28 protein-coding genes and 1 tRNA gene are annotated in these 22,673 nt (G+C 66.1%); 17 read left to right on the top strand and 12 right to left on the bottom strand.

The annotated features are described in order from the left end of the window. Positions 1–2: 2 nt before the first annotated feature. Complete coding sequence (locus tag RIdsm_RS25135; RefSeq protein ID WP_143100378.1) at positions 3–1,829, bottom strand: hypothetical protein; 1,827 nt, start codon at positions 1,827–1,829, stop codon at positions 3–5. A gap of 163 nt (positions 1,830–1,992) precedes the next feature. On the opposite strand from RIdsm_RS25135, the gene RIdsm_RS25130 reads away from it, so the two are divergent. Continuing rightward, on the top strand, positions 1,993–2,763 hold the full coding sequence (locus tag RIdsm_RS25130; RefSeq protein WP_057812369.1) for an ion transporter: 771 nt from the start codon (positions 1,993–1,995) through the stop codon (positions 2,761–2,763). A 3-nt stretch (positions 2,764–2,766) separates the two neighbouring features. On the opposite strand, the gene RIdsm_RS25125 is transcribed toward RIdsm_RS25130, so the two are convergent. Next, entirely contained in the window at positions 2,767–3,696 is a 930-nt protein-coding gene (locus tag RIdsm_RS25125) for an ABC transporter ATP-binding protein (RefSeq protein ID WP_057812371.1), read from the bottom strand. A 75-nt stretch (positions 3,697–3,771) separates the two neighbouring features. Here RIdsm_RS25125 and RIdsm_RS25120 point away from each other — a divergent pair, with 75 nt between their 5' ends. After that, on the top strand, positions 3,772–3,951 hold the full coding sequence (locus RIdsm_RS25120; RefSeq protein WP_057812373.1) for a zinc-finger domain-containing protein: 180 nt from the start codon (positions 3,772–3,774) through the stop codon (positions 3,949–3,951). Positions 3,952–4,144: 193 nt separating this feature from the next. Beyond that, entirely contained in the window at positions 4,145–4,939 is a 795-nt protein-coding gene (locus tag RIdsm_RS25115) for a phytanoyl-CoA dioxygenase family protein (RefSeq protein ID WP_057812375.1), read from the top strand. On the opposite strand, the gene RIdsm_RS25110 is transcribed toward RIdsm_RS25115, so the two are convergent. Further along, on the bottom strand, positions 4,936–5,511 hold the full coding sequence (locus RIdsm_RS25110) for a HupE/UreJ family protein (RefSeq protein ID WP_057812377.1): 576 nt from the start codon (positions 5,509–5,511) through the stop codon (positions 4,936–4,938). The genes RIdsm_RS25115 and RIdsm_RS25110 overlap by 4 nt on opposite strands. 175 nt (positions 5,512–5,686) lie before the next feature. Then, complete coding sequence (locus RIdsm_RS25105; protein WP_057812379.1) at positions 5,687–7,087, bottom strand: aminotransferase family protein; 1,401 nt, start codon at positions 7,085–7,087, stop codon at positions 5,687–5,689. A 215-nt stretch (positions 7,088–7,302) separates the two neighbouring features. Here RIdsm_RS25105 and RIdsm_RS25100 point away from each other — a divergent pair, with 215 nt between their 5' ends. Then, complete coding sequence (locus tag RIdsm_RS25100; protein ID WP_082647231.1) at positions 7,303–7,908, top strand: lysozyme inhibitor LprI family protein; 606 nt, start codon at positions 7,303–7,305, stop codon at positions 7,906–7,908. Positions 7,909–7,942: 34 nt separating this feature from the next. Here the strand turns inward: RIdsm_RS25100 and RIdsm_RS25095 are convergent, their stop codons facing one another. Both RIdsm_RS25095 and RIdsm_RS25090 read right to left on the bottom strand, forming a co-directional pair. Next, positions 7,943–8,422: a hypothetical protein gene (locus RIdsm_RS25095; protein WP_057812381.1), complete on the bottom strand. Its 480-nt coding sequence runs from the start codon at positions 8,420–8,422 to the stop codon at positions 7,943–7,945. 98 nt (positions 8,423–8,520) lie between these two features. Then, positions 8,521–8,964 carry an Lrp/AsnC family transcriptional regulator gene (locus tag RIdsm_RS25090; RefSeq protein WP_057812383.1) on the bottom strand — a complete coding sequence of 148 codons (444 nt, stop codon included), beginning with the start codon at positions 8,962–8,964 and terminating at the stop codon, positions 8,521–8,523. 82 nt (positions 8,965–9,046) lie between these two features. On the opposite strand from RIdsm_RS25090, the gene RIdsm_RS25085 reads away from it, so the two are divergent. Then, a complete protein-coding gene (locus RIdsm_RS25085) occupies positions 9,047–9,655 on the top strand; it encodes a LysE family translocator (RefSeq protein WP_057812385.1) in 609 nt (202 codons plus the stop codon). Here the strand turns inward: RIdsm_RS25085 and RIdsm_RS25080 are convergent. Further along, positions 9,647–10,108 (bottom strand): AraC family transcriptional regulator, encoded by a 462-nt coding sequence (locus RIdsm_RS25080; protein WP_057812387.1) that lies wholly within the window; start codon positions 10,106–10,108, stop codon positions 9,647–9,649. The genes RIdsm_RS25085 and RIdsm_RS25080 overlap by 9 nt on opposite strands. Before the next feature lie 235 nt (positions 10,109–10,343). Here RIdsm_RS25080 and RIdsm_RS25075 point away from each other — a divergent pair, with 235 nt between their 5' ends. The 3 genes from RIdsm_RS25075 to RIdsm_RS25065 all read left to right on the top strand — a co-directional run bounded on the left by RIdsm_RS25075 (position 10,344) and on the right by RIdsm_RS25065 (position 12,619). Continuing rightward, on the top strand, positions 10,344–10,958 hold the full coding sequence (locus RIdsm_RS25075; protein WP_082647233.1) for a hypothetical protein: 615 nt from the start codon (positions 10,344–10,346) through the stop codon (positions 10,956–10,958). After that, positions 10,955–11,566: a class I SAM-dependent DNA methyltransferase gene (locus RIdsm_RS25070; RefSeq protein WP_057812390.1), complete on the top strand. Its 612-nt coding sequence runs from the start codon at positions 10,955–10,957 to the stop codon at positions 11,564–11,566. Before RIdsm_RS25075 ends, RIdsm_RS25070 begins: the two co-directional genes overlap by 4 nt. Positions 11,567–11,656: 90 nt before the next feature. Further along, complete coding sequence (locus RIdsm_RS25065) at positions 11,657–12,619, top strand: acetyl-CoA carboxylase carboxyltransferase subunit alpha (RefSeq protein ID WP_057812393.1); 963 nt, start codon at positions 11,657–11,659, stop codon at positions 12,617–12,619. Between the two features lie 13 nt (positions 12,620–12,632). On the opposite strand, the gene RIdsm_RS25060 is transcribed toward RIdsm_RS25065, so the two are convergent. The 4 genes from RIdsm_RS25060 to RIdsm_RS25045 all read right to left on the bottom strand — a co-directional run bounded on the left by RIdsm_RS25060 (position 12,633) and on the right by RIdsm_RS25045 (position 15,912). Beyond that, positions 12,633–13,298 carry a DUF4396 domain-containing protein gene (locus RIdsm_RS25060; protein ID WP_057812395.1) on the bottom strand — a complete coding sequence of 222 codons (666 nt, stop codon included), beginning with the start codon at positions 13,296–13,298 and terminating at the stop codon, positions 12,633–12,635. A gap of 70 nt (positions 13,299–13,368) precedes the next feature. Then, on the bottom strand, positions 13,369–14,538 hold the full coding sequence (locus RIdsm_RS25055; RefSeq protein WP_057812397.1) for a cation:proton antiporter: 1,170 nt from the start codon (positions 14,536–14,538) through the stop codon (positions 13,369–13,371). After that, a complete protein-coding gene (locus RIdsm_RS25050) occupies positions 14,538–15,188 on the bottom strand; it encodes a GntR family transcriptional regulator (RefSeq protein WP_057813273.1) in 651 nt (216 codons plus the stop codon). Before RIdsm_RS25050 ends, RIdsm_RS25055 begins: the two co-directional genes overlap by 1 nt. A gap of 31 nt (positions 15,189–15,219) precedes the next feature. Continuing rightward, on the bottom strand, positions 15,220–15,912 hold the full coding sequence (locus RIdsm_RS25045; protein ID WP_057812398.1) for a M48 family metallopeptidase: 693 nt from the start codon (positions 15,910–15,912) through the stop codon (positions 15,220–15,222). A gap of 117 nt (positions 15,913–16,029) precedes the next feature. Between RIdsm_RS25045 and RIdsm_RS25040 the strand changes: the two genes are divergently transcribed. From RIdsm_RS25040 to RIdsm_RS25000, 9 genes are all read left to right on the top strand, one after another. Continuing rightward, entirely contained in the window at positions 16,030–16,359 is a 330-nt protein-coding gene (locus RIdsm_RS25040; protein ID WP_057812400.1) for a TIGR02300 family protein, read from the top strand. Between the two features lie 89 nt (positions 16,360–16,448). Then, positions 16,449–16,524 (top strand) — tRNA-Ala (locus RIdsm_RS25035). Between the two features lie 133 nt (positions 16,525–16,657). Further along, positions 16,658–17,053 carry a VOC family protein gene (locus RIdsm_RS25030; protein ID WP_057812402.1) on the top strand — a complete coding sequence of 132 codons (396 nt, stop codon included), beginning with the start codon at positions 16,658–16,660 and terminating at the stop codon, positions 17,051–17,053. A 159-nt stretch (positions 17,054–17,212) separates the two neighbouring features. Then, entirely contained in the window at positions 17,213–17,656 is a 444-nt protein-coding gene (gene msrB, locus RIdsm_RS25025; protein ID WP_057812404.1) for a peptide-methionine (R)-S-oxide reductase MsrB, read from the top strand. Further along, complete coding sequence (gene msrA, locus RIdsm_RS25020) at positions 17,657–18,166, top strand: peptide-methionine (S)-S-oxide reductase MsrA (RefSeq protein WP_057812406.1); 510 nt, start codon at positions 17,657–17,659, stop codon at positions 18,164–18,166. A 3-nt stretch (positions 18,167–18,169) separates the two neighbouring features. Continuing rightward, positions 18,170–18,655, top strand: a complete 486-nt coding sequence (locus tag RIdsm_RS25015; RefSeq protein ID WP_057812407.1) for a peptide-methionine (S)-S-oxide reductase — start codon at positions 18,170–18,172, stop codon at positions 18,653–18,655. A 93-nt stretch (positions 18,656–18,748) separates the two neighbouring features. Continuing rightward, positions 18,749–19,765: a C4-dicarboxylate TRAP transporter substrate-binding protein gene (locus tag RIdsm_RS25010; protein WP_057812409.1), complete on the top strand. Its 1,017-nt coding sequence runs from the start codon at positions 18,749–18,751 to the stop codon at positions 19,763–19,765. A 74-nt stretch (positions 19,766–19,839) separates the two neighbouring features. Then, positions 19,840–20,469, top strand: coding sequence for a TRAP transporter small permease subunit (locus tag RIdsm_RS25005; protein ID WP_057812411.1), 630 nt, complete (start codon positions 19,840–19,842; stop codon positions 20,467–20,469). Then, positions 20,469–21,866, top strand: coding sequence for a TRAP transporter large permease (locus RIdsm_RS25000; protein ID WP_057812413.1), 1,398 nt, complete (start codon positions 20,469–20,471; stop codon positions 21,864–21,866). The genes RIdsm_RS25005 and RIdsm_RS25000 overlap by 1 nt, the downstream gene beginning before the upstream one ends. Here the strand turns inward: RIdsm_RS25000 and RIdsm_RS24995 are convergent. Further along, entirely contained in the window at positions 21,863–22,642 is a 780-nt protein-coding gene (locus tag RIdsm_RS24995; protein WP_057812415.1) for a PaaX family transcriptional regulator C-terminal domain-containing protein, read from the bottom strand. The two genes, RIdsm_RS25000 and RIdsm_RS24995, sit on opposite strands and share 4 nt — an antisense overlap. Positions 22,643–22,673 lie beyond the last annotated feature (31 nt).

The raw sequence follows: 22,673 nt of genomic DNA, 5'->3' as shown, positions 1-22,673 counted from the left end.
CGTCACGCGCCCTCGGTTTCGCCGTTGAAGGCCCAGATGCGGTTCTGGACCGCCGTGGCGCCACAGCCGCCGCCGCGGTTGGCCTCGTAGATGGCGGACCGTTCCGCGGAGGGGTGCGAGATGGTCAGCCCGTCGAGGATCGGCTGGCCGTCGCGGTTCTTGAATTGCCAGAGGAATTCGACGGTCCGGTTGCCGATCACGGCGATCGACCCGAGGTCGTTCACCGCGGCATCGCCGCCCTCGTCGGCGGGGTAGGTGAAGCAGCCGATGCCGACCGCGGTGCCGTCGACCTCGAGCAGGTCGACCTCGCGGGCCAGGCGGTGCAGCAGGGCGTCGGCGGTGTAGGGCGTGGCGTTGGCGCCGCCGTTGCAGGGCACGCTGTCGAACAGGCCGGTTTCGTCGCAGAGCGTGACGCGCCGTTCGCCGTTGTCGGTGACGCGGCGCAGGGCGGCCCGGTAGGGGCTGCCGGTGTTGTGAACGGTTTCGCGGACGGCGGGGATCTTGAGCACGCCGCTCAGGCCGTCGGGCAGCACCAGCATGTCATCCGAGCGGATCCTTTCATCGGTCAGCGCGATCTCGGCCTGCAGCGGGACGAAGCGGTATTTGCGGAACGCCGGGTCGTCGAACACCGCCTTGTCGGGGCCGAAGCAGATATCCTCGTCCCAACCTTCGGAGAAGTCGGCCTGTTTGGCATAGAGCATGGCGCTGATGGCAATGGGCACGTCGGCGCCGACGAGGCGGCCGTTAAGGGCGTCGGCGATCGAGTCGCAGACGCGCTTGGTGTCGTGCCGGTCGCTGCCGACGTCGGCCCATGCCGCCTTGGTGGCCGGGTTGGTCTGAACGAAATAGTCGAGCGGCTGCACCACGTCGCCGTTCACGTGGATCTCGCTGTCGCGGATGTCGTTGAAGGTGGGCTCGGCGCTGGTCAGCAGGATGCTGGGGTAGTAGTCGAGCGACACCTGAAGCTGAAGGTGATTGGCGCGCTCTTGCACGGTGCGCGCGTTGCGCGGGTAGAAATCGGCGTAGATGCGGTAGGTGTTGCCCTTCGCGGCCCGGCGCAGGGTGCGCCCGGCGGTGATTGTCTGCTCCTGTTCGAAGGATCCCAGGACCTTGTCGATCATGTCGATCGCGGCGCCGACCCGGCCGGCATTCGACCCGAAGACGAGGCTGTTGAGGCTGGCGAGGCTGACCTTTTCGCCGGTTTCGGCATTGTCGAACGGCTCGCCGCCGGCATTGCCGAGGGCGAAGAGGGCGCGGACGTCGTCGCTGATGGCATCGGTGGTGGCCGCGCGGTGCAGCACCAGCCGGACGCGGCGGGAGTCCTCGTTCTTGAAGAAGAAGCCGATATCGCCGCCGAAATCGATCATCTGGTTGTCGGAGATCGAGGAGAAGCTTTCGCGGCTGGTATAGGCGTAAACCGGGCGGCGATGGATGACCTTCACCTCGCCATCCACCACGTCGACGACCTCGACCGACAGCATGTAGGTCTGTTCGGTGTCGCTGAAGAAGTTGCCGAGCCAGCCGAGGAAGGTTCGGTCGGCGAATTCGCGGTCGCCGGGGGTGAGGTCGACGTTCAGGGGCTGTTCGGTATTCGGGTTCACCAGCTGGAAGGAGAGGCGCCCGTAGCCCGCGCGCTTCGGCGCGTCGGAGAGCTTGCCGGACTCGATCCACCTGACCTCGGGCGCGAGGGAGATCTCGACGGGTTTCGTGGTGGTGTCGGGTTGCGGGCCGGGACAATCCCTGACCTCGGGGTTGCACTGGGCCGAGGCCGTGCCGCCCATGGCCGCCAGCGCCGCGGTCAGAACGATCGCGCAAATCCGGTTTTTCATCATACCCCCCAATAATAAGTCATCAAAATGCTAATACACTGAAATTAGAGCACAGTTTTCGCAATCCGTCGATAGTCTCGTAGTCGGGGCGGGTTTCCGTCTTGCCGTGAGACGGTCAGTGCCCATATGCAGGCACAGCAAACAGGAAACGGATCAGACGCTCATGACCCTTCGCGACCGCGCCGGTGCTTTCATCGACCGGCCTCTCGTTCGAAACTTCATTCTCGGCGTGATCCTGTTCAACGCGGCCATCCTCGGGCTCGAAACGTCGGATATGGCGATGGCACGGGCCGGGGGGCTGATTACCCTGCTCGACAGTATCTGCCTGGCGATCTTCGTGATCGAGATCGCGATCAAGCTGTTTGCCCGCGGCGGGGGGTTCTTTCACGACGGGTGGAACATCTTCGACTTCGTGATCGTGGCGATTTCGCTCATTCCGGCGGCGCAGGGGCTTTCGGTGCTGCGGGCGTTGCGGATTCTGCGTCTGCTCAGGGTGCTGTCGGTGACGCCGTCGCTGCGCCGGGTGGTCGAAGGGCTGATGAGTGCGCTGCCAGGGATGGCGTCGGTGTTCCTGCTGATGGGGATCATCTTCTACATCGGCTCGGTCATGGCGACGAAGCTGTTCGGCGACAGCTTCCCGGAATGGTTCGGGACGCTGGGGCGGTCGGCCTATTCGCTGTTCCAGATCATGACGCTGGAAAGCTGGTCGATGGGGATCGTGCGGCCGGTGATGGAGGTTTACCCGCAGGCCTGGGCGTTCTTCGTGCCGTTCATCCTGGTCACGACCTTCGCGGTGGTGAACCTTGTGGTCGGTCTGATCGTGAACTCGATGCAGGATGCGCATCACGAGGAAGAAACGGAGAAGACCGGCAATTACCGCGACGACGTGACCGCGCGGCTGGACCGGATCGAGAAGCTTCTGGAGAAGCGCTAGGCGTCAGGTGCTGCGGGTGAGGTCGAGGAAGACATCCTCGAGATCGGCCTGCTCGGTGCGGACGTCGGAGATGCGGATGCCGGCGCTGCGGACCGCCTCGAGCACCTGTTCGGCGCTTGTCTGGCCCGACTGGTAGGTGATGGCCAACTCGCCGTGGGGGCGTTTCTCGACCTCCAGCCCTTCGCCCTCGGGCAGGGTGTCGACCGGCTTGTCGGGGCGGATCACCATGGTCTTGGCGTCGAGCGTTTCCAGCAGGTTGCCGGTGGTGTCGCGGGCGACCACCTCGCCGTGGTTGATGATGGCGATCTCGTCGCACATCTCCTCGGCCTCTTCGAGGTAGTGGGTGGTGAGGATGATGGTCATCCCCTCCTTGTTGAGGCGGCGGACATTGTCCCAGAGCATGCGGCGGAGTTCGATGTCGACGCCCGCCGTGGGCTCGTCGAGGACCAGCACGGGGGGGTGATGCACGAGGGCCTTGGCAAGCAGCAGGCGGCGGCGCATACCGCCCGAGAGGGTGCGGGCATAGGCATGGGCCTTGTCCTCGAGCCCGACGAGGCGGAGGATTTCGTCGCTCTTGCGCTGGGATTTGGGGACGCCGTAGAGGCCGGCCTGTACCTCGAGCGCGCCGCGGGGCGTGAAGAACGGGTCGAGGTTCAGCTCCTGCGGCATGACCCCGATCGAGGCGCGGCTTTGCCGCGGGTTCACGTCCTGGTCGAAGCCCCAGATATTGACCTGGCCGGCGGTCTTGATGACCAACCCGGCGAGGATGTTGATCAGGGTGGACTTGCCCGCGCCGTTGGGCCCGAGCAGGCCGAAGACGCAGCCCGCGGGGATGTCGAGGTCGACGCCCTTGAGCGCGTGTTTCTCGGGTTCCCCCTTGTGGGGAGGGTAGGTCTTGGTCAGGCCCCGGATTTCAACGGCATTTCCGCCCATGGATGCTCTTGCCCCCGGCTTTTTGATCTTTCATATTCGCACCTAGTCCAACCGAGCGGAAAAGGAAACTGCCAGATGGTGACACAGGCCCCCGAAACCCGGATCGTCGACAGCTACCGGATTGCCTGCGACGGCGGTGGAGACGCGCTGGGCCACCCGCGTGTGTGGCTGATGATCCCGAAGGAAACCGGCTGGGTCGAATGCCCCTATTGCGACGCCAAGCTGATCCACAAGGATTTCGAAGGCAAGGTCTGAGAGGCTGATGTGCGCCCTTGCGGGCGCGCTGGGTGTCTCGCCGTCGCCCTTTGGGCGCCGTCTCGGGGGTGTGGGGCGGCGTGACGTTTCGGTGTCGGGCGGTGGACCGTGTCGCGAGGACGGGAGCCTCCGGCGGGGATATTTTGGCCAAGAAGAAGCCGGGGCTATCTGAGCCGGCGGGGGAGGGCGTGGGATGCATCCGTTGATTTCCGAGGCGCATGTGGAGGCGTATCAGCGCGACGGGGTCGTGCTGATCGAGGGGTTGTTTGCGGATCATGTGGACGCGTTGCGGGACGGTGTTGCGCGGAACATGGCGGAGCCGGGGCCGTATGCGGCGGAGAACCTGAAGGAGGGGGAGGCCGGGCGGTTCTTCGACGATTACTGCAACTGGCAGCGGATTCCGGAGTTTCGGGAGGTCATCGAGGGCTCGCCGGTGGCGCAGGTGGCGGCGGAGCTGATGCGCTCGGAGAGGGCGCAGGTGTTTCATGATCATGTGCTGGTGAAGGAGCCGGGGACGTCGAAGCCGACGCCGTGGCACCAGGACGGGCCGTATTATTTCGTCGACGGACGGCAGACTGTGAGTTTCTGGTCGCCGCTGGACCCGGTGGAGAAGGCGTCTTTGCGTTGCGTGGCGGGTTCTCACCTGTGGGAGAAGCCGGTTTTGCCGACAAGGTGGCTGTCGGAGGAGAGTTTCTATGCCGATCCGGCGGCGTATATGCCGGTGCCGGACCCGGATGCCGAGGGGATGCGGGTGGTGGAATGGGCGATGAAGCCCGGGGATGCGGTGGCGTTTCATTACGGCATCCTGCACGGGGCGCGCGGGAACGAGACGACGCGGCGGCGGCGGGCGTTTTCGCTCAGGCTGGTGGGGGATGATGCGCGGTACGTGGAACGGCCTGGGCCGACCTCGCCGCCGTTTCCCGGGCACGGCATGGCGCCCGGGGAGAAGTTGCGCGAGGACTGGTTTCCGGTGGTGTGGCCGGCCTAGCCGAAGGCGATGTAGAGGCCGGCGGCCGAGGTGAGGCCGCCGAGGAGGCGCAGGGCCGGGGCGTTGGTTGTCAGCAGGCGTGAGGCGGCGACCGCGGTGCCGAGGCCTGCGGCGTGCAGCAGCGCCGTGGCCAGTGCGAAGCCGGCGCCGAATTGCAGGGCGCTGGCGCCGCCCAACTCGCCGCCATGGGCGTGACCGTGGAAGAGGGCGAAGGCACCGACGAGGGCCATGGCGGCGCGCGGGTCGGGGCGCAGGGCGAGGGCCACGACGAGACCCAGGATGACGATCGAGGCCAGGATGGCCGGTTCGACGAAGGGCAGGGGCAGGCCCGTTAGCGCCAGCAGGAAGCCCGCGATCATCGTGAGGACGAAGGCGGTGGGGACGAGCCAGACGGCACGGCCGCCGATCTGGGCTGCCCAGAGGCCGACGGCGATCATGGCGAGCACGTGGTCGAGGCCGAAGATCGGGTGGGTGACGCCTGCGAGGAAGGAGCCGTATTCGCCCGGGGGCAGGTGGGCGAAGGCCGGGGATGCGGCGAGGGTCAGCGCGAGGATGGGGAGGGTGCGTTTCACTTGTGGCTCCTTGGTGTGGGTTGGCCGGGCGCCCCGGGATGGGTCGCGCCTTACACGCGGTGAGTTGTGCACGGCGTGGGGGAGGCGCGCAAGGTGGTTGGGCGCCGGGTTGTATTCGGGATGTCGGGAGAGGTGGGTATCACCCACCCTACTTGTGCAGGGTGGGTGATATCAGTCAGCCGAAGACCTTGGTGAGGGCCTTGTCGGTGGCTTCGATGATCTGGTCGATGTCGTCTTTCGTGGCGATCAGTGCGGGCGAGTAGCAGAGCGTGTTGTTGAAGCCCGGGACCGAGCGGTTCATCACGCCGATGATCACCCCCTGGGCGTTGCAGTCGCCTGCGACGGCCTGGACCATCTTCTCTTGCGCCGGTTCCTTGGTCGAGCGGTCGGCCACCAGTTCGGCACCGAGGAAGAGGCCCTTGCCGCGGACGTCGCCGATCACCTTGTGCTTGTCCTTCAGCGCGCGGAGTTGGTCGAGCATGTAGTCGCCCATCTTCGTGGTGTTCTCGAGCAGGCCTTCCTCCTCGATGATGGCGAGGTTTTCCAGCGCCGCCGCCGGGCCGGCGGTGCAGCCGCCGAAGGTCGAGATGTCGCGGAAGTAGTTGAGCGGGTCGGAGGTGTCGTCCTGGAACATGTCGAACACCTTCTCGTTCGTCACGCAGCAGGCGATGGCGGCATAGCCCGAGGCCACGCCCTTGGCCATGGTCACGAAATCGGGTTCGACGCCGTAATGCTGGTAGCCGAACCATTCGGTGCCGGTGCGGCCGACGCCGCAGACGACCTCGTCGATATGCAGGAGGATGTCGTACTTGCGGCAGATCTCCTGCACGCGGGGCCAGTAGCCCGGCGGGGGCGTGATGACGCCGCCGCCCGCCGTCACCGGCTCGAGGCAGAGGGCGCCGACGGTGTCGGGGCCTTCGGCGAGGATGACCTCCTCGATCGCGTTGGCGGCGGCGAGGCCGTATTCCTCACCTTCCAGATCCCATTGGGCGCGGTATTCCATGCAGTGCGGCACGCGGACGAAGCCCGGCACGAAGGGGCCGTATTGTTCGCCGCGCTGATCCTGGCCGCCGGCCGAAATGGCGGCGATGGAGGAGCCGTGATAGTCGCGGTCGCGGTAGAGGATCTTGTATTTCTTGCCGCCGTAGCGCTTGTGCGCGATCTGGCGGACCATCTTGAAGGCCTTCTCGTTGGCCTCGGTGCCGGAGTTGGTGAAGTAGACGCGGCTCATGCCGGGCATCTTCGAGATCAGCTTCTCGGAGAATTTCGCGCCGGGGATCGAGCCGGCGGTGCCGGCGAAGTAGTTCAGCTTGAGCAGCTGGTCGCGGACGGCGTTGGCGATGCGCTCGCGGCCGTAGCCCACGTTCACCGTCCAGACCCCGCCGGAGACGGCGTCGAGATGTTCCTTGCCGTGCTGGTCCCAGACGCGCATGCCCTTGCCCTCGACGATGATGCGGGGGTCGGCCTTGGCGTCGGGGCCGGTCCAGCCGGCGTGCTGGATCAGGTGGTGCCAGACATGGGCGCGGTCGGCCTCGACCACGCCGGAGAGGTCGTTATCAAGCGGTTTGCCGTCCATCGAAATGCTCCATCAGGTTGCGCCCGGCTGAGGGTGCCGGGGGATATCATTTGATCATATCAGCCCCAGATCGGGCGAATCTGTTAGGGCCAGAGGTGTGCAGGTTGTAAGGCCAGAGAGGCCGGGGCGGAAGAGCGGAACATTTGTCGGCGCGGCCGGCCGGGCTATAAATGGATGGGGGCCGGGGGATGGCCCCGATTTGGGAGGATGCTGTCATGATCCGTGTTTTCAGTGGGTTGCTTGTCGTGTTGGCGACGTCTGCCGGCGCGCAGGAGGGCCCGTCTTTCGATTGTGCGAATGCCGGGAGTACGGCGGAGGAGCTGATTTGCGCCGATGCCGGTCTGGCCGCGCTCGATCGGCGGGTGGCGCAAAGATATGCAGCCGCCGTCGATGTGGCCAAGGGCGTGGGCGGCGACGCGGCGGATGAGCTGCGTGCCTATCAGCGGGGCTGGATCAAGGGGCGCGACGAATGCCGGAAGGCCGCGGACCAGCGGGCCTGTGTCGAGGGCGAATATCTTCGGCGGGAGGCGGAGCTGGTGACGCAGTGGATGCTGGAAGAGCCGTTCAACACGGCGTTCTGGGCCTGTGGCGGAAACCCGGCGAACGAGGTGGTGACGATGTTCTTCGACACCGAGCTGCCCTCGCTGCGGTTCGAGCGGGGCGATTCGATTGATACCGGGGTGCAGGTGATGGCCGCCTCTGGGGCCAAATACGAGGGCAGTTTCGGGCGGTCGATCTGGTTGAAGGGAGATCAGGCGACGTATCGCGAGCCCGACCCGGACGGGACGAGCTATGAGTGCGAACTGACGCAGGAGCGGTGACGGCATCCCGGGCCCGAGCCCGGGACCGGGCCGGTCAGCGCAGGGTGACGGCGCCGCGCAGGGTGTTGGTGGCCGTGCCGTTGGCCGGGTTCACGTTGGACATGAAGGTGCCGCCGCCCGAGGCCTGAAGCCAGCGGCCGCTGCCGCTGCTGATGTGCCAGTAGCCGTGGATGTTGCCCTGGGGGTCGCGGCGGCGGGCGTTCCAGCCGAGCGTCACGCGGTCGCCCTCCAGCCCGTCGAGCACGCAGACACCGTTGCCTTCGACCGCGCCGCCGCGCACTTCGACCACGCCGAAGCAGGGGCCGCTGAGCTGGTTCATCGGGTTGGTGGAATCTTCCATTTCGAAGCTTTTGTAATCGGTGCGGATGTTCATGAACATGTGGTCGCCGCCGACCTCGATGACCTCGGTGGTGCTTTGGCCCTTGGCGGTGCCGTCACTGGTATAGGCCTGTGCAGAGGCGTGCCCGGCGGCGAATAGCGCGGCGATGGTGGCGGCGGTGAGTGTCAGTTTCATGGTCCCTCCCCGGGGTTTTGTTGGGTTTTTTGTCGTTGATCGTCTGGCCGAGTGTAACGACGGCAGTGTGACGCTGACAAGACATGCGGCTTTCGGGGTCAGGCGCGGGCGTCCTTGGGCGAGCCCATGACGACGAAGGTGGTGATCGCGTTGACCTGCGGGAGGGTGCCCATGACGTCGGTGTGGAAGGCCTTGTAGGCGGGCAGGTCGGCCACTTCGATGCGCAGGAGGTATTCGACGGAGCCGGTGATGTTGTGACATTCGACCACCTCCGGTGCGATGGACATGGCGCGCTCGAACGCCTCCTGGCTGGCCTTGGTGTGGGTGTTGAGGCCAACGGTGGCGTAGGCGACGAAGCCGACGCCCAGTTGCGTGCGGTCGAGCACGGCGCGGTAGCCGGCGATGACGCCGCGGCGTTCCAGCTCCTGTACGCGGCGGAGGCAGGCGGAGGGGGAGAGGCCGATTCGCTCGGCGAGGTCGAGGTTGCTGATCCGGCCGTCGCGGGACAGCTCCTGCAATATCTGTTGGTTGATACGGTCCATGGGGGTGAATGATTGCAAATTTCGTGGCCATGCGCAAAAGAAAGCAATTCAAATGCGCGGATGACGGAATAGGTTTGCGCCCATGACACTCGAGATCTTCACCGCGCTTGTCGCCTTTGCCTTTGTCACGGTTATCACGCCGGGGCCGAACAACCTGATGCTGATGGCGTCGGGGGCGAATTTCGGGTTTCGCCGGACCGTGCCGCACATGATGGGCATCGGGATCGGGTTTCCGTCGATGGTTCTGCTGGTGGGTGTGGGCGTGATGCAGGTGTTCGACCTGTGGGCGCCGAGCTACGTGATCCTGAAGGTGCTGAGCGTGGGGTACCTGTTGTACCTGGCGTGGAAGGTGGCCCATGCCGCGCCGCCGAAGGAGGCCGGTGCCGAGGTGGAGGGCAAGCCCCTGTCGTTCTTCCAGTCGGCGGCGTTTCAGTGGGTGAACCCGAAGGCGTGGAGCATGGCGCTCTCGGCCATCACGCTTTACGCGACGAGCCGGGACATGACGGCTGTTCTGTGGGTGGCCGGCGTTTACGTGGGCGTTTCGGCGATCAGCACGACGAGCTGGACGGTGCTGGGCCAGCAGATGCGGCGGCTGTTGAAGAACCGGGCAAGGCTGCGCGTGTTCAACTGGACGATGGCGGTGCTGCTGGTGGTGACGCTGATCCCGGTGCTGTGGCCGGCGTCAGCCTAGGGGCACGCAGATTTCGGTTATCAGCTCTTCGTCGGGCACCTCGCCGGGGGTGTTGAGGTAGACCTCGAACGGCGGCAGCTCGGCCGGGGTTTCGCCGGTGCTGGGCAGGTAGTCGCAATAGAGGGCGTTCCATGCGGCGGGCAGGCCGGAATAGGGGCCTTTCAGGGTCCAGACCGCGCAGCGCGTGCCGCCGAGGGTGATTTCGCGGAGGTCGCGGGGCATGTCGAACGTGGCGTCGACGATGATGCCGGCGGCGCTTTTCAATTCGGACTCGGGGGTTTGCGAGGGGTTGTCGTAATAGACGGCGGCCAGCCCGCTGGCATGGGGCCACTGGTTGCGGGCGGAGAAGATGGTGCTGAGCTCGCCGAAGACGCGGCCGATCTCGGGGTAGGGGCCCTGATGATCGAGCGCGGCGAGGCGCAGGTGCGGGACGTGTTTGATCTCTCCGGACATGGGCGGACCTCGGGTTGGGTTGGTGTGTCGGGAGAACTGTAGCACAGGGATGTGACAGGTTCTTTGAGCATTTGCGGGTCGGTGTGGCCGTGATCGGGCGGCGGTGCGCGGAGCGGGCTTCGGAATTGGATATTTGGACCAAGAAGAAGCAGGGGTCGCGGCAGTCGGCGGCATGGGGCACGGTGAGGCGAGGCGGTGCTTCTCTGGTGGGGTATGGCGTGCTATGGGCGCAGTCATGACAGTGACGCTTTTGCATACCGCCGAGGGGCATCGCGCCCGGTTCGAGGCCCTGCGTGACCGGATCGCGCCGGGGGAGGATCTGCGCCAGGAGGTGCGGGAGGATTGGCTCGAACGGGCACAGGCGGGGGTGACGCCGGAGCTCGACGCCGAGATCGCCGAGGCGGTGGCCGCGGCCGAGGGGGTGGTGATCTGTACCTGTACCACGATCGGGCCGGCGGCGGAAAAGGCCGGGGCGATCCGGGTCGACTGGCCGATGATGCGGGAGGCGGCGAAGATCGGCGGGCCGGTGCTGCTGGCCTATGGGCTGGAGAGCACGTGGGGGCCGAGTCTTGCTTTGCTGGAACGGGCCTTGGCGGCGGAGGGGCGCGAGGCCGTGGTGCACCCGATGCCGATGATGCGGTTCTGGCCGCTGTTCGAGGCGGGGGAGACGGAGGCGTTTGCCGCCGTGATCGCCGGTGAGGTTCGGAAGGTGATCGAGAGCGGGCGCGAGATTGGCTGCGTGGTGCTGGCGCAGGTGTCGATGGCCGGCGCGGCGGAGTTGCTGGGCGATCTTAGCGTGCCGGTACTGGCGTCGCCGGAGCTGGCGCTTCGGGCCGGGCTGGAGGCGTGAGCGACCTGGGCAAGCTGGCCGGGCGGACGTTGGAAATCTACGAGCGGAACGCGGCGCGGTATGACCGGGAGCGCGGCCGGTCATTGTTCGAGAAGGGCTGGCTGGACCGGTTTGCGGCGATGGTGCCGGCGGGTGGGCGTATCCTCGACGTGGGGTGCGGGACCGGGGCGCCGATTGGCGACTACCTTGCGGGGTCGGGCCATCCGGTGACCGGCGTCGACGGGGCGGCGGCGATGATCGCGATTGCGCGGGACCGTCGGCCGGAGCGGGATTGGCAGCTTGGCGATATGCGCGCACTCGAGATGGGTGAGCGGTTCGATGGCGTGCTGGCCTGGGACAGTTTCTTTCACCTGACGGGCGATGAGCAGCGGGAGGTCTTGCCGCGGCTGTTGCGGCATGTGCGGACGGGCGGACCGCTGATGCTGACCGTGGGCCCGGCTGAGGGTGAGGTGACGGGGCATGTGGCGGACGACGTGGTTTACCATGCGAGCCTGTCGCCGGAAGAGTATCGGCGGATCATAGAGGCATGCGGGGCGGAGGTTGCGGCCTTTGCCTTGGAGGACCCGGCGTGTGACGGTCACACGGTCCTGCTGGCACGGGCGGGGTAGCGGCCCGGGCTCTTGCCCCGGTGGCCGATTTGATTGCAAATCCACGGCCCAGCCGCCATATACGGGCACGACACTACGGGAGCGACGTGGATGACCAATTACCTCGACTTCGAAAAGCCGCTGGCCGAGATCGAAGGCAAGGCCGAAGAGCTTCGGGCGATGGCCCGGGCCAGCGAGGATATGGATGTCGAGGAAGAGGCCAGCGCGCTGGACAAGAAGGCGGCCACGATGCTTCAGGACCTCTACAAGAGCCTGACGCCGTGGCGGAAGTGCCAGGTGGCGCGCCACCCCGAGCGGCCGCATTGCCGCGATTACATTCGGGCGCTGTTCCAGGAATACACGCCGCTGGCGGGCGACCGGAACTTTGCCGATGACCAGGCGGTGATGGGCGGGCTGGCAAGGTTCAACGACCGGCCGGTCATGGTGCTGGGCCATGAGAAGGGCAACGACACCAAGAGCCGGATCCAGCGGAATTTCGGCATGGCAAGGCCCGAGGGCTATCGCAAGGCGATCCGGCTGATGGAGATGGCGGACAAGTTCGACCTGCCGGTCATCACGCTGGTGGACACGCCCGGCGCCTATCCCGGCAAGGGGGCCGAGGAGCGCGGCCAGTCGGAGGCGATTGCAAGGGCGACGGAGACCTGCCTGCAGATCGGCGTGCCGCTGGTGAGCGTGATCATCGGCGAAGGCGGCTCGGGCGGGGCGGTGGCCTTTGCCAGCGCCAACCGCGTGGCGATGCTGGAACATTCGGTCTACTCGGTGATCAGCCCCGAGGGCTGCGCCTCGATCCTGTGGAAGGATGCCGAGAAGATGCGGGAGGCGGCCGAGGCGTTGCGGCTGACGGCGCAGGACCTGCACAAGCTGGGCGTGACCGACCGGATCATTCCCGAACCGCTGGGTGGGGCGCATCGCGACCCTCACAAGACGATCAAGTCGGTGGGCGAGACCATCGAGGTGATGCTGGGCGATTTGTCGAAGAAGGACCGCAAGGCGCTGGTGAAGGCGCGGCGGGACAAGTTTCTTTCGATGGGCAGCAAGGGGCTGGCGGCCTGAGCCAAGCCGCCGGTCAGCCGTGCGCGTGTCCGGTGTTGCGCGGGTCCATCATGCCTTCCTTGACGCCGTAGCGGATCAGCAGAAGGTTGACCGGCCAGGCCGCGACCAGCCCGCAGGTGAGCGAGACCACCATCGACGACCAGAAGAGCGGATCGGCGATGCCGGCATTGCCCGAGAGGGTGAGATCGGTGCCGATGGCCACGATTTCCATGACCGTGATGGAGGGCGTTTCGGCCAGGAGCGCATCCCACATGGCCTTATTGAAGCCGACCCCGTCCTGCATCAGCGGGCCGACGGTGAGGGCGAAGCCCGCGACGTAGGCCAGCGCGAAGGTGATTCCGGCGACCCAGGGCGTGGACAGTTGCAGGAGGCCGACGGCGATCATCAGCCCCGTCACCTCGCCCAGGCCGCAGCCGGAGTAGCAATGCGCGACCGAGCGGAAGGCGCGGCGGGGCAGGCTGTCGGTGCTGATTTCCTTGCGCCCGCAGCTCCAGTAGATCAGCAGGCCGATCGGGCCGGAATAGAGCACGGTGAGCGCCCAGACCAGTTTCATCAGGCTCATCAGGTGGGCGTTGTTGCGGCGCAGGTCGGCCAGCAGGACGGTCTCGCTGGGAATGACCAGGGCGGCCCAGATGACGAGGGAGATGGGCGAGGCGAGGAAGGCGGTGAGCGTTTCCATGCTGTTTCACCTGTGATGCCGCGCCGCGGAAATCAACGGGGTTCGGGGTAACTTGTTGAGAGCGCGGGGGTTACCCGTCGTGACGGCGCACCCGGCTGAGGGCGAAGAGGGTGAGGGCGGGGCCGAGCAGTTCGAAGATGATGGTGGTGCCGATGGTGACGGTGAGCAGGAGGCTTGCGTCTTCGGGGAAGGCCTGTGCCGCGATGAGGGCCATGCCCACGGCGACGCCCGCCTGCGGTGTCAGCGCGATGCCATACCATGGTCTGTGGGCGCGGGGCGCATGGGCCAGCGCGCCGCCCAGCCAGCCGCCCGCCACGCGCGAGGCGATGCGGAGGATCACGAAGGCAAGCCCGACCAGCCCCGCCGCCCCCAGTTGCGCGGTATCGAGAGAGGCGCCGGCGAGGATGAAGAACAGCAGCAGGAAGGGCCACTGGATGTATTCGACCTCGTGGAAGGCGCGGTCATGGTGGCTGGCGAGGTTGGCGACGATGGCGCCGGCCGCCATGCCCGCCAGCAGGAAGGAGACCTCCATCCAGATGGCGAGGCCGGCGGTGAGGAAGACGATGCCGAGCGCCTCGGTCAGAAGCGGCTCGCCGGGTTTGAGGCGGCCGGTGAGATAGGCCGCGGGCAGGCCGATGGCCCCGCCGAGGAGCAGCGCGCCGCCGATTTCCCACCCGGCGGTGAGAAGGTGGCCGAGTTCGAGCCCGCCATTCATGCCCTGCGCCGCGACCACCGCAAGGGAGAAGGCCAGCAGGCCCCAGGCATCGTCTATCGCGACGATGCCGCGGATCTGGTCGGAGAAGGGGCCGTCGTGGCCGGACTGGCGGATGGCGTCCTGCGTGGCCGCCGGGTCGGTGGCCGTGGCGATGGCGCCGAGCAGCAGGGCCGCCGGGGCGGGCAGGCCGAGAAGCCAGAGGCCGGAGGAGACCACCGCCATGGTCACGATCACGATCATCAGCGACACGGAAAGGATGGCGCGGCCGTGCTTGCGCAGGTTTTCCAGCGTCAGGGCGTTGCCGAGGATGAAGGCGACCATGGTCAGCGCGGTGATCGACAGCCCTTCGTAGAGCGCCGTGGCCGAAGGCGGCAGGAGGTCAAGGCCGGGCGCGCCGACGAGCAGCCCGCAGGCCAGCAGCAAGGTGACCCGCGGCAGGCGCGTGCGGCCGCCGATCTGGTCGGCGGCGAGCCCGGCGAGGAACAGCAGGCCGAGCGCGATGAGGAGTTCCGACAGGTCCGCCATCAGGCCAGCAGCATCTTGAGCCCTTGGGTGACGTCCGAGCGCACGGCGAGGCGCAGGCCCGGTTCGTCGCCGGCCTTGAGGGCCGAGATGATGAGGCGGTGGTAATGGGGCGGATCCTTGCGCTGAAGCTTGCCGTAGAGGGCGCGCATGGTGGGGCCGAGTTGCAGCCAGACGGTTTCGGCCATGGCCAGCATCGCCGGGGCCTGGGCGCGCAGGTAGAGGGTGCGGTGAAACTCGAGGTTGCGGCGGATGTAGCCAACGGCATCGTGCCGGGCGGTCATCTCGGCGATGTGGCCGTTGATCGACTGCAGCCGGTCGATCAGGGCGATATGGGCGCGGGGCAGGGCGCGGCTGGCAAGCTCCACCTCGATCAGGGCGCGCAGGGCGGCCAGCTCCTCGATGCGTTCGTTGCCAAGCTCGGGCGTGGTGACGCGGCCGGAGCTGGAGACGGTGAGCGCGCCTTCGGCGGAGAGGCGGCGGATGGCTTCGCGCGCCGGGGTCATCGAGACATCGTATTCGGCGGCGAGCCCCCGCAGGGTGAGGGCGTGGCCGGGCGGCAGTTCGCCATGCATGATGCGGGTGCGCAGGCCGCGATAGACACGGTCATGGGCAGAGCTCGGGGCCGGTTCGGTGCGCGGTGTGATCAACATGTCGGTATTTGTGATCACGAACGGGCCGTCGTCAATCGTCAAAGCGGTAGCGGTGGAGCGACGAGCCATTGTCGCGCAGCCAGCGGCGGGGGCCGTCATAGCCGGGCTTGAGCCGATCGACGATATCCCAGAACGCGCGGGAGTGGTTCATTTCCGCCAGGTGCGCGACCTCGTGCGCGGCGACATAGTCGAGCACGTCGTCGGGGGCGAGGATCAGGCGCCAGGAATACATCAGCCCGCCATTGTGCGAGCACGACCCCCAGCGCGAGCGGGTGTCGCGCAGGGTGAGGCGGGTGTAGCGGCGGCCGAGCGCGTCGGCGTAACGGTCGGAGGCCTCGGCCAGCCGGTCGCGGGCGCGGGCCTTGAGCCAGGCGCGCAGGCGGGCGGGCACGGCCTCGGGCGTGCCGGGAACGTGCAGCGTGCCCTCCTCGGCACGCACCGCGCGGCCGGAGCCGGAGACGATTCGCATCGGGTGACCGCCCACGGGCAGCTCGGCGCCGAGGCCAACGAGCACGTCGTCGGGCCTTTGGCTCAGTTGTTTGCGCAGCCAGTCGGCCTTTTCCTCGGCGAATTGCAGGGCCTGCCGCTCGGCCACGCCGCGGGGCAGGGTCAACGTGACCCGCCCGTCAATGCCCGACACGCGCAGCGAAATCCGCCGGGCGCGGGCGGAGCGGCGCAGAATCAGGGCAACCGGGGGGTTGCCGGGAAGAACGTGATGGCCCATATGCCCTCGATACCAGCTTTTCGCGCAGGCCGGTGCAAAGCCTTTGACACCTCACCGGACTTATGGCAGGTGGCGCGGATTGTCTGCAAGACCAGAGAGATTCAAGAGGGATCACCCATGCCCAATGAAGAATGGGGCGTAAAGCGCGTCTGCCCGACCACCGGCAAGCGGTTCTACGACCTGAACAAGAACCCGATCGTCAGCCCGTATACCGGCGAAGTGGTGGAAATGGAAACCGGCAAGAGCCGGTCGATCACCGCCGATGCGGAAGACGCGGAAACGAAGAAAATGCAATCCAGCAGCAAGGACTCGGATTCGGACGTGCTGGATGATGATGACGACGTCGATGTCGATCTGGGCGATGACGTTCTGGATGACGACGACGACGACGATAACGTCTCGCTCGACGACATCGCGGACGTGTCGGACGAAGACAACGATAACTGATGGCGCGAGGGCGGGATTTTCCACTTGATCCCGCCCGGCGCTTTGCCTAGATAGCGGCAATTGGCGGCCCCGAGGGGCCGGACAGGTTTGGGGCCTTAGCTCAGCTGGGAGAGCGCTTGCATGGCATGCAAGAGGTCAGGGGTTCGATCCCCCTAGGCTCCACCAAACTTCCCTGGACAGCATCAGATGGATTTTCGGCCTCGTCCGGAGTGATGGGTTTGATCGGGAAGGGTGTGCCTAGCCCGTCTGCGTGCCGGCTGATAGCCTGCCGGAAGCAATTCAGGTTCGGAGGACGCATATGGCCAAGGCCATTCACAGCATGATCCGTGTGCTCGACGAGGCGCGGTCGATTGACTTCTATCGGCGGGCCTTCGGGCTCGAGATCGCGGATCGGCTGGATTTCGAGAATTTCACGCTTGTTTACCTCAGCAACGGTGAAAGCCCGTTCGAGGTGGAGCTGACGGTCAACAAGGGCCGGACGGAGCCCTATGACCTGGGCGATGGCTATGGGCATCTGGCCGTGCTGGTGGAAGACCTCGCGGCGGAGCATGCCCGGTTCGAGGCCGAGGGGCTGAACCCCCGCAAGATGGTGGAGTTTGCCCCCGACGGCGAGCTTGTGGCGAAGTTCTTCTTCGTCGCCGACCCGGATGGCTACGAGATCGAGGTGCTGCAGCGGGGCGGCCGGTTCAAGTGAGGCGGCCCGCGGTGGCGCCGGGTTTTGGCGCGGTTTCCGGGCCGGGACGCCCGTTTGTCGCGAGACTTGATTTGACAAGTTGGTGAGTGTGTCTTTGCATTTGTACGCGAAGGCGCCATGTGATGCGCCAGGGAACGCAGAAAGAAGGGAAGCCGCCGGATGGAGTACCAAAGGTCGAAGGACGCGATCGACAAGCTGACGCCCGAGCAATTCCGCATTACCCAGCGGGCCGGGACGGAGCGACCGTTCACCGGCGAGTACAATGACCACAAGCAGCCGGGCATCTATGTCGACGTCGTGTCGGGCGAGCCGTTGTTCGCCTCGTCGGACAAGTTCGAGTCGGGCTGCGGGTGGCCGAGCTTCACCAAGCCGATCGTGCCCGCCTATGTGACCGAGCATCGGGACGAGAGCCTTGGCATGGTGCGCGTCGAGGTGCGGTCGAAACATGGCGACAGCCACCTGGGCCATGTCTTCAACGACGGGCCGCGCGACCGGGGCGGGCTGCGCTACTGCATCAACTCCGCCGCCCTGCGGTTCATCCATCGCGACGACATGGAGGCCGAGGGCTATGGCGATTACCTGAACCAAGTGGAGGACGTATAGATGTCTGATCAACGCGCCGTTCTGGCAGGCGGCTGTTTCTGGGGCATGCAGGATCTGATCCGCAAGCTTCCCGGAGTGAAGAGCACCCGCGTGGGATATACCGGGGGTGACGTGCCCAATGCCACCTATCGCAACCATGGCACCCATGCCGAGGGGATCGAGATCATCTACGACCCCGAAAAGATCACCTATCGCGAGCTGCTGGAATTCTTCTTCCAGATCCACGACCCGACCACGCTGAACCGGCAGGGGAATGACGTGGGCATGTCGTATCGCTCGGCGATCTACTATGTCGACGCGATGCAGCAGCAGGTGGCGCTGGACACCATCGCCGATGTCGAGGCGAGCGGCATCTGGCCCGGCAAGGTGGTCACCGAGGTCGAGCCGGTGGGCGATTTCTGGGAAGCCGAGCCCGAGCACCAGGATTACCTGGAGCGGATCCCGAATGGCTATACCTGCCATTTCCCGCGCGCCGACTGGGTACTGCCCCGGCGGGCCGCGGCGGAATAGGCCCTGGCGGTCGAGACGATCGGCTTTGGCGGCGGGTGCCACTGGTGCACCGAGGCCGTCTTTGCCGCGCTGAAAGGTGTCGGCCGGGTGGAGCAGGGCTTTATCCGGTCGAAGCCGCCCGACGATGGCTGGTCGGAGGCGGTGAGGCTGGGCTTCGACCCGGACGAGATTGACCGCGAGGTTCTGATCGAGGCGCATCTGCGGACCCATGCCAGCACGAGCAATCATTCCATGCGCGGGAAGTACCGCAGCGCCGTCTACGTGGTGGACGAGGCGCAGGGCGAGGCCGTGCGCGCCACGCTGGGCCGGTTGCAGGCCGGGTTCGAGCGGCCGCTGGTAACACGGGTTCTGTCGCTCGGGGCATTTCGGGCGTCGGCCGAGCCCTTCCGGAATTACCATGAAAAACAGGCGGGTGGGCCGTTCTGCACCCGCTATATCGACCCCAAGCTGGCGCGGCTGCGCCGGGATTTTGCCGCGCATGTGAGGTGAGGCCGAAAGGGGTGAATTTCAGGTTGGCATGTGGCGTGTGGTCTTTATGCTGACAAACACAAAAACAAAATTCGTCTTTTGGGAGGAGACACCATGCAGAAGATTTTCGGACTTGGTCTGACGACCGCGCTTGGGCTGGTATTCGCCAGCGAAGCCATGGCGACGGAATGGAACGTGTCGGTCTGGGGCAAGCGCCGCGCCTTTACCGAGCACGTGGAGAAGCTGGCCGAGCTGGTGGCCGAGAAGACCGATGGCGAGTTCACCATGAACGTGAGCTATGGCGGTCTGTCGAAGAACCGCGAGAACCTTGACGGGATTTCCATCGGCGCCTTCGAGATGGCGCAGTTCTGTGCCGGCTATCACCCCGACAAGAACCGGTTGATCACGGTGCTGGAGCTGCCGTTCCTCGGCGTCGAGAACCTCGACCAGGAAGTGGCGGTGAGCCACGCGGTGTATGACCACCCCGCCGTGCAGGACGAGATGGCGCAGTGGAATGCCAAGCTGCTGATGACCTCGCCCATGCCGCAATACAACATCGTGGGCACCGGCGAGCCGCGCGATTCGCTTGAGGATTTCGAAGGCATGCGCGTGCGGGCGACCGGCGGGCTTGGCGAGGCGTTCGAGGCCGTGGGGGCCGTGCCGACCTCGGTGACCGCGACGGAGGCCTACCAGGCGATGGAATCGGGTGTCGTTGACACCGTGGCCTTTGCCCAGCACGCGCATCTTTCCTTCGGCACGATCAACCAGGCCGACTGGTGGACGGCGAACCTCAACCCCGGGACGGTGAACTGCCCGGTGGTGGTGAACATCGACGCGTATGAATCGCTGTCGGATGCCGAGCGCGAGGCGCTCGACAGCTCGGTGCCGGAGGCGATCGACCATTACCTGGCCAACTATGGCGAGCTTCTGAAGCGCTGGGACGAGGTGCTCGAGGAGAAGGGCGTCGAGAAGGTGACCATTTCCGACGAGGAGCTGGCCGCGTTCCGCGAGAAGGCCGCGGACCCGATCCGTGCGCAATGGATCGAGGACATGGAAGGCCAGGGCCTGCCGGGGCAGGAGCTGTATGACCTCGTGAGCTCGACGCTGGAAGAAGCGAAGGCGTCGAACTGATCGACTGAGAGGCCGCCCGGGCGAGACCCGGGCGGCCCATACGATTCCGGATCAACCGGGACGGGGAGACAATCATGGCCGGTGCTTCGACGGTACTGGAAGATGGCAGCCTGCTCAGCCGGCTGGACAAGCAGCTTGTAAAACTGGAACGGGTCTTCGCGCTTCTGAGCGGGCTGGCGGTGTTTTCGCTGATGTTCCTGGCGGCCTATTCGGTGGGCGGGCGGAAGTTTTTCGGCTCGCCGATGGCGGGGTATGTCGACTGGATCGAGATGCTGATGCCTTTGATTGCCTTCATGGGCATCGCCTATGTGCAGCGCGATGGCGGGCATATCCGCATGGATATCGTGATCGGGCAGCTGAAGGGCCGCGCGCTCTGGGCGGCGGAGCTTTTGTCGGTGATCCTGATCCTGTTGCTGATCGTGGGGCTGATCTGGGGAAGCTGGGCGCATTTCGACCGAAGTTTCGATTTCTCGCGCCCGCTGTGGAGCCGGGACAGCACGATCGATATCGGGCTGCCGGTGTGGCCCTCGAAGATATTGGTGCCGGTGGCATTCTCGGTGCTCTGCCTGCGCCTGCTGATCCAGATATGGGCCTATGGGCGGGCTTTCGTGCTGGGGCTGGAGCGGCCGGTGGCGGTGCCGCTGATCCAGTCGGTCGCGGAACAGGCGGCGAGCGAGGCCGACCAGCTTGAGGGGCGCGACTGATGGATTCCATTGAAATCGGGCTTTGGGTTACCGGCGGCATGCTGGTGATGGTGGTGCTGGGGATGCGCGTGGCCTTTGCCGCGGGCATGGCCGGGTTCGTCGGGCTGATCGTGATCTTCTGGTCGAAGAAGGATTTCGGCGGCGAGGATTTCACCTGGGCGCTGACGGTGGCTGTGAAGACGGCCGGACAGGTGCCCCATTCGAAGGTGTCGGCCCATGCGCTGAGCCTGATCCCGACCTTCATCCTGATCGGCTATCTGGCCTATTACGCCGGGTTGACGCGGGCGATGTTCGAGGCGGCGAAGCGGTGGATCGCGTGGCTGCCGGGCGGGCTGGCGGTGTCGACGGTCTTCGCGACCGCGGGGTTCGCCGCGGTGTCGGGCGCTTCGGTTGCCACGGCGGCGGTGTTTGCAAGGATCGCCATCCCCGAAATGCTGAAGATCGGGTACAACAAGCCCTTTGCCGCGGGTGTGGTTGCGGCGGGCGGCACGCTGGCAAGCCTTATCCCGCCGTCGGCGATCCTGGTGATCTACGCGATCATCGTCGAGCAGGACGTGGGCAAGCTGTTGCTGGCGGGGTTCATTCCCGGGGCGTTCTCGGCGGTGATCTATGCGGTTCTGATCGTCGGTATCGCCGTCATCTTCAAGTCGGTCGGCCCGCCGGTCACCGGGTACACGTGGCGCGAGCGGTTCGCCTCGCTGCCGCCGGCGCTGCCGATCGTGGCGGTGGTCGTGATCATCATCTTCTTCGTCTACAACCCGTTCGGCGATGCCTGGGGTACGCCGACCGAGGGCGGCGCGGTGGGGGCGTTCATCGTCTTCCTGATGGCGCTCTACCGGGGGATGCGGTGGAAGGAGCTGAAATCAGCGCTGATCGAGACCGCGAAGCTGACGGTGATGATCTTCACCATCATCTGGGGCGTGCTGATCTACGTGCGGTTCCTTGGCTTTGCCGACCTACCGGGGGCGTTTGCCGACTGGATCACCTCGCTCGAGATGTCGCCGATGCTGATCCTGATCTGCATCCTGCTGGCCTATGCGGTGCTGGGGATGTTCATGGACGCGATCGGGATGCTGTTGCTGACGCTGCCGGTGGTCTACCCGGCGGTGATGGCGCTTAACGGGGGCGAGATGGTGTCGGCGGCCGACAGCGCCTTTGGCATGAACGGCACGATGTGCGCGATCTGGTTCGGGATACTGGTGGTGAAGATGGCGGAGTTCTGTCTTATCACGCCGCCGATCGGGCTGAACTGTTTCGTTGTCGCCGGTGTGCGGCCTGACCTGAGCGTGCAGGACGTGTTCAAGGGGGTGACGCCGTTCTTTATCGCGGATGCGATGACGATCGCGCTTCTGGTGGCGTTCCCGTGGATCGTGCTTTGGCTGCCGAGTTTGGCCTAGGCCGCGAGGTCGCCCGGCGCCGGGCGGGGGAAGCGGTCGAGCGCGGTCATGACGATGTGGCGGGCGCGGGCGCCTTCCCAGTCGTCGCCGAGCAGGATGTCGGGCAGGTCGTCGTGGCGCAGGCGCAGGCGCCGCCAGTGGTGCAGCGTCAGAACGCGGATCGCGCTGAGCGACAGCGTATCCTGCGGCGGGGTGCTGGTGAGGATGGCGGCGACCGCCTCGCTGAGGCGGTCGTAATCCTGCCGGAGTTCCGGCGCGGCTATGGCGTCGGCCACCCATTCCGGCGCCTTGCCGGGGTTGAGCGGCGTGACCCAGTAATCTGACGGCAGGCCCTTGGCGGTGCCGGCGAGGATGGCGGTGCGCGGGGCCACGTGGGCGGCGGTTTTCGGCAGGACGGCGGTGAAATCGGCGGCGGTCACGCTGGGCGGTGCGAGGATCATCTGCGCCGGGCCGGTGGAGGGTTGGCCGGCCGCATAGATCCGGTCGCGCACGGCCTGGGTTTCGCGCCAGCCCATGGCCGAGAGGCGGTAGGCGGCGTCGCGGCCCTTCTTCTCGGTCTGGATCCAGCCGTCGCGTTTCAGGCGGTGGAGGGCCACGCGCATGGTGGGCGCGGTGAGCCCGATGCGCTCGATCAGGGCGTTGAGATCGCGGCCCGAAATGCTGTCATGCCGGGCGACACAGAAGTCGCCCAGCACGGACACGATCACCGACCAGGCCTTGAGCGGGCCACAGTCGGCGAGCCGTTGGATTTTTCGTTCCGTCTCAGACGCTTGCATATAGCCAGTATATGCAGGCGCCGATGCGGCC

This window comes from Roseovarius indicus (assembly GCF_008728195.1).
GTDB lineage: Bacteria > Pseudomonadota > Alphaproteobacteria > Rhodobacterales > Rhodobacteraceae > Roseovarius > Roseovarius indicus.
The sequence above is the reverse complement of the archived record's forward strand: the minus strand, read 5'-3'. Positions and strand labels throughout refer to the sequence as shown.